At 39.0% G+C, this 6692-nt stretch carries 1 protein-coding gene; it reads right to left on the bottom strand.

What is annotated here, in order from left to right; genetic code table 11:
• Nucleotides 1-6466 (bottom strand): MopE-related protein (locus tag BC748_RS11660; RefSeq protein ID WP_211338559.1); only part of this gene is annotated, 6466 nt, incomplete at its 3' end.
• Nucleotides 6467-6692 lie beyond the last annotated feature (226 nt).

Genomic DNA, 6692 nt, shown 5'->3' with positions numbered 1-6692 from the left:
TAGTAACTGTACATGGCGCTCCAAATGTTGGATTTGTTGGGAATGGAGCAGTTGTTCTAACGGCTACATCAACCAAATAAGTAGTACCATAGTGGAATTCGTTTAACATTGTTAACGAGAACCAGTGTAAGCTTCTATCTAAAGTTTGAACAGCTCCTGTCTCAGTGTTAGTAACTCTAAAACGGTACTGTGTAACTCCTGGTAAACTAGTTGTAGCAATTAAAGTTGCTAACGTTGGCAATGTTTCTCCACAGTAAGACTGTAACTGTGTTGAACCAACTCCTCCAACTGGCGTAGTAACCGCTGGTGTAGAATATAAACAAGGCGCGCTAGAGTAACCTACAAAGTTAGTTTGTCCTGTTCTTCTCAACATTACTCTAACTGAATAAGTAGTAGCATATTGATAGTTTGCCAATTGTGTTAAACTAAAGTACTGAACATTTCTGTTGATAGTTTGTGGTGTTTCTTCTTCATCTGTCAAAGGAACTCCATTTACTACTCTACGTACCTCAAATTGATACTCAGCAGCATTTGCTGTTCCAACACATGAAATAACAGAACCAATATTTGATAATGTAGTTCCACAATTTAACATTGTTGACGTGAATGGAGCAAATCCATTATCTAATCCACCAACACAATCATTGTCAATACCATCATATGGAACTTCAGTAGCTCCAGGATTAACAGACGCTAATGTGTCGTCACAGTCAGTGTTGTTAGCAATATAACCCTCAGTAGAAGGATCACCTACGCATCCTGTTATTGAATCAGTAGGATCTCCATAGCCATCTCCATCAGCATCAAGATACAATAATCCTGGTTCAGTAACTGTTAGTGTCACTTGAACACAAGCTGTAGGAACACAGAAACCTTCTAAACGAGCGTAATATGTATATACACCTACAACACCTGGAGAAACTGAAATAGATGCTCCAGTTCCGGCTGGTGTACCACCACAAGAACCTTCATACCATGTCCAAACATCACCAGGAACTATTGTACCACCAGTAACTGATAGTGTAGTTCCTTGTGTTTCACAAATTGATGGAGAAGCTGCTGTGGCAACTGCACCAGCAATATTACTTCCACCACCAGATTGTGATACAATTAATTCTGTAGAACCAGTAGTTGCATTATATCCATCAAGTAAAACATAGTATGTTGTACCTGCTGTTAAACAAATTGATTCAATTAATGAAGAACCAAAAACTCCTGTACCACCATCATCATTTGCCGCTAATAAAGTAAATGTTGAATAATCATCACAATCGGTAGCTGAATAAACTGCTAATTGTGTATCAAAATCAGGTGTTTCAAAGCTATACGTAGCTGACACAGTTGGAGTAAAGGTTGCCCACAAACTGTTTACAGTTCCTGTAGCATTACACCATGTTGTTTGTGAATCACAGTTAGTTCCAACTGGAACAACCTCACCAACATCTCCTGTTAAACCTGCATTACTGTATGGTCCGTTAGCTCCAACAGCTAAAACAGCTGCCGCACAAGGTGTATCATATTGGGTTGAAACAACGATCGCCAATTCACTCGATAATACTTCACAAGCACCATTGATATAAGCCAATACTAGGTATAAAGTTCCTGAAGTATTTGGCGATAGTTCTTCTGAACTAGTGGTTGCACCAGTAATATTAGTATAAGGTCCACCAGATACAATACCTACTTTCCATTGAAGTGAAGTAAAACCTGCACCACCAGTTTGTGTATATGTACCTAGATTTCCAGTAAATAAAGCCGTTGGTCCACTAATTGTACCCGCAGTTGGAGGAGCAATAGTTGTAAATGTCCAGTTAGTACAACCTGAAGCTGAACCTAAAGCATTAGATGGAACAACTGACCAAGTGTGCGCACCAGCTGCTAGAACAGCTGTAGTAAACGTTAACGCTGTTTGATCATCAGACACTAAAACACTATCAACAAATACATCATAGCTCGTTGCACCTGATGCAGCAGCCCAACTTAATACAGTTGGAGTACCTTCACAGACTGAAGCAGCAATAGCTGGAGCAGTTGGTGTAGTTAAACAAGCTGGAGCATTTCCAGTAACACAGATAGTAAATGAACCTGAACCTGAACCTGTACCATTGTGATATACTCTAACAAAATAAGTATTTCCAACAGTTAAACCACTAGTGTTTACTACTTCTGCAACACCGCCAGCTGTAGTACTTTGACAGTATAAAGAAGTTAAAGTACCTGTACAAGTATTATCAGAAGATGAGAAAACTTGAACACGAGCATCAAATCCAGCAGCTAAACCAGTAGCCGTAATAACAGGATTTGGAACTGCTGCAACAAAGCTATACCAAACATCATCATCAGGATTTCCTGCACAACCTGCTTGTGGCGATGGTGATGCTGTTGAAGTATTTCCTGCTGTAGTAGTACATGTTGTACCAATTGTTAATGAAGTAGCAGTACAAATATTGTCATTTGCTGGAGCTTCCGGAGTTGCGTTAACAATAATAGAAAAATCTCCAGTTACACCAAAGTTAGGTGGAGAAATAGTTACTACTGGAGCAGTGTAACCCGTTCCACCTTGAGAGCCTTGTAAAGTAATACCTGTTACAACACCCGAAGCGATAGTTACCGCGGCAACTGCACCAGATCCTGTAGCATCTGTTATGTATACTTTTGGAGTTGCAGTAACACCTGCACCACCATTAGACGTAGTATATCCTGTTCCACCAGTTAAGCCAGTAAAACCAGTAATAACACCTCCAGAAACTGTAGCAGTTGCAGTAGCTTGTGTTCCTCCACCAGCGTGATAAACTCTTACTAGATAAGTATCACCAATTACTGTAGCAAAATCAGCTGCATTGATAGTTTCTGTTAAAGAAACACCTGTTAATCCATTAGCATTTTTGCTTGCTAAAACAGTACTTGCATCTGCACTTAACAATTGCATTGCTGCATTATAACCACCTGAACCACGTAATGTAATTGTAGTGTTTGTAGAAATAGCAGTAAATTTGAACCAAACATCATCATCAGCAATAGTTGAAGGAATTTCCGCTGGAACTCCCGCACTAGCAGTCGCAAAAGCAGAACTGTAGAAAGTTCCACAGAAATTAGCTGGAACACTTGGTAAAGCTGTTAACACAACAGCACCTGCTGGCTCATCATTAGATGGTGCAGCTGGAATAGCTGGAGCAGCATCATTAGCTCTAATACTTGCACTTGGGCTGAAAGTATAACTACTATTACAATTAGGTAAAACAGATAATTTATTTAAACCTTCATTTGGAGTAACTCCTCCAACACTAGTAAAGCTTAAAGAATTGGCTTCTTGCAATCCAATAATTTCACCAGCAGCAGCAGGCGAAGCCCAAGCAGCAGCTGACATACCAACTGTGTAGTTAAATGCTAAACCGTTAGTTACTGCAGCGTTATTTGGATTAGATCCGTCAAAACCTTGCATAACTCCATATACATATTCAATAACGTTTGTTCCTTCGTATAATTTCACTTGGAAATTTAAACTTGGGCCAGGATAGTTAAATAACTCTAAGTTTTCCCATTGAACTGTTAATACTCTACTACCAACAGTACCGGTAATTTCATATTTAACAAACTGAGTATTTGGTGTATTATTGTTTACATATAAATCTTCCCAGAATGGCGCTAAAACAAAATTGTTTCCTGCAGCTGCAGCAATACCATTACCAAAGGTTGAATTAGAATTACCTGCATTCAAAGTCATAAAACCATTAGTAGTTGCACGGAACTGAGAAACAGTTGTTCCTGCATAGCTAAATGGGAAGAAAGAAACAACACCAAAGTTAGTATCATCCTGAACTCCTGTTCCGCTAGTTAAAGTGATAGCACTTCCTGAAACTGGCGAGTAAGAAACACCATCAGCACGAGCAATAGTATATTTTAGTCTGTCTGCAGTATTTAAAGCTACAGAAGCACCAGTTACATTATATAAATAATTTGGTGATGTACACAATAAACTCTCGTAAGCTCTAAAATAATAAGTAGTTCCAACCGTTAAACCAGTTACAGTTACTGTTGAAGCAGTTCCATTGTATACCAATTGTTGACCTGAACCACCATAAACAGTACTTGCTGTTCCTGGAACAGTTCCATCAATTGGGTCAACAAAAGTGTTAGCTGCATTTACAAAAACCGAACGGTTATTACCGCTACCGTTAGTCCATGATAAAGTAATACTAGTGTTAGTAGCTGTTGTTGCAACTAAATTAGTAATTTGAACTGTTGGTGTAGTAGCTGGAGCAACCGATGCTACAGTTGAATTCACCGTTGAAGTTGTAAATGAACAAGTAAGTGCCAATCTATAATAAGCAATTACACTAGTTACAGTTGCAACATACGTAGCATTAGTACTTGTACCTGGCGCATTAGTCCAACCAGTTGAACCATCAGCTGATGTCTCCCATTGATATGTCAAACCTGAAACGCTACTTGGCGTAATTCCTGTTGGCGTTAACGTTACTGTACCTAAAGGACACAATGTTGATGCCGCTGGAGTAACAGTACCCGCAGTAGTTGTTCCATCACAAAGTACAGGAGCAATTATTCTAAAGGTATGATTCCCAAGAGTAGAAGAACTTTCAGCATCTAATAAAATGAAATAGGTAACACCAGCATTTAAAGTAAATGTATCTGTTCCCACTGCATTGTTATCGTCAATACAAGTCCAACCTGTTGGTCCACAACCTAACGCAGAATCTTTGAAGAAATATTCAATATATTCTGAACCACCATTTACACTAGTAATTTCTAAGGTATAAGTTCCTGTTGCTGATGCAGTAAAAGTATATAGTAATTCTTTTCCTGGTGTAGAAAAACCACAAGAGCTAATATTATACGCACCGCCAGTAGTTCCTAAATTCCCTGATGTAACTGAAACACCTGCTGTTAGAGGTATTGCAGTAGCACAGTTTAAAGTTGTAGTAAATGGAACTGCCACTGTCCATAGAGAAGTACCATCACCACCAGAACATACAGTTCTGATAAATAAGTTGTATGCTGTTGCTGGTGATAATCCAGCAACGTTATCTACACTGACAACTGGTGCAGTTGTAGTTCCTGATGCCGCTAAACCAGTTGCACCACTACCAGCAGCACCACTTGATCTAATTTCATACTCATAGCTAGCAGTAGATCCAAAAGTTGGAGCTACCCATGCAATATCAGCAGTAGTTCCTGTAATATCTGTAACAGTAATTCCTGTTGGTCTATTACACAATGCAAGAGTAGTAAATGCTTGAGCAGATGTCCATGCAGATGTACCAGCACCGCTTGCACAAACTGTTCTAACAAATAAGTTGTATGCAGTTGATGCTGCTAAACCACCAACGTTGTCTACACTAACTGTAGGAGCGGTTGTTGTTCCTGTAGCTGCCAAACCAGTAGCACCACTACCAGCAGCACCACTTGATCTAATTTCATACTCATAAGATGCTGGAGAACCTGAACCTGGTGCAACCCATGCAATATCTGCAGTTGTAGCTGTTATATCAGTAACCGCCAAACCAGATGGAGCAAAACAATTAGGCGCAGTCCAAGTAAATGTTAACCCACTTGCTGGTGCAGTAACTCCTGTAGTTCTTATAGGCAAGTTACCCGCATTGTTTGTGGAAGTACTAGTAGTAGTAATAGTTGCAGCAGTTGTTGCATTCCAGTTAGTTGTTGTAGTTCTTGAATTAAAATCAGCAGATGAAGAACCTCCTAGACCAACTTGAGCAACAGAAAGGGTAGTATTAAAGGTATTTGTACCAAACATTACCTGAACCGTGTTTGACGTTTCATTTAATCTTATCTGAAAATTAATTGATTGCCCTGTACCTGCTGAACCAAACCTTCTGTAATTCTTAAATTGAACCACACAAGTTCTATTTGGCGCAGTACCAATTGTTTCTATACGAAGTGATGAACCAGTTTGACTGATGTAGTCAGCATTCATCCCCGATATTCGAGCACGCAGAACGCTTGGCGTTACCGTAGCGGTAGAAGCCAATGCAGTGTATGCCGATGTACTGTTCATATTTACCGCAGGCGAGAGAGCTGATTGCCCTAAAGCAATCCAACCGTTTGAATTTACACCCAATCGATCATATACTGCACCATTATAGGTAAAGTCAAAACCAATTGGAAATCCAATACCCGATGTAGCAGATCCACCAAGTGGTGTTGCTGTAGTCACGAAATATTGATCATCATCCGCAGTACTTCCTAGAAGTGTACCACCAGTAATTTCAGTGTAAGTTCCGCTAGTTTGTGCGAACGAATAACCCGAAACTTGTGCATTTGTCGAAAATGCAAATAACGATAAGACAGTAATCAGCAATCCTTTTAGAAAGGAACTGTTACTTTGTGTTGTGACTGAATTAGTTGGCGGTGAGCCAAGCCATTCAGAAACGTCACTTCTGAGCCTCGTATCCCTACGAGAACTCATAGAAAAGTAATCTTTGTACATAGTTATTGATTAAAATTAAGAAGTTAAAAATAGATAATATTTTAAGAACTTTTTAACTAAAAATAAAAATATAACGCAATTTCATTAGTTATTCGATAAAACGCAATAAATTATCGTTGAACTACATCCTAAAACTCAAATTGTTAATAAGTTTTCACTTTTGTTCGAAAAAACACAACATTACCTTTACAATTAATTAATTACAATAGCACAACACAAATTATAT

This window comes from Flavobacterium dankookense, from assembly GCF_004362665.1.
In the GTDB taxonomy this organism is placed as follows: Bacteria; Bacteroidota; Bacteroidia; order Flavobacteriales; family Flavobacteriaceae; genus Flavobacterium; species Flavobacterium dankookense.
The sequence above is the reverse complement of the archived record's forward strand: the minus strand, read 5'-3'. Positions and strand labels throughout refer to the sequence as shown.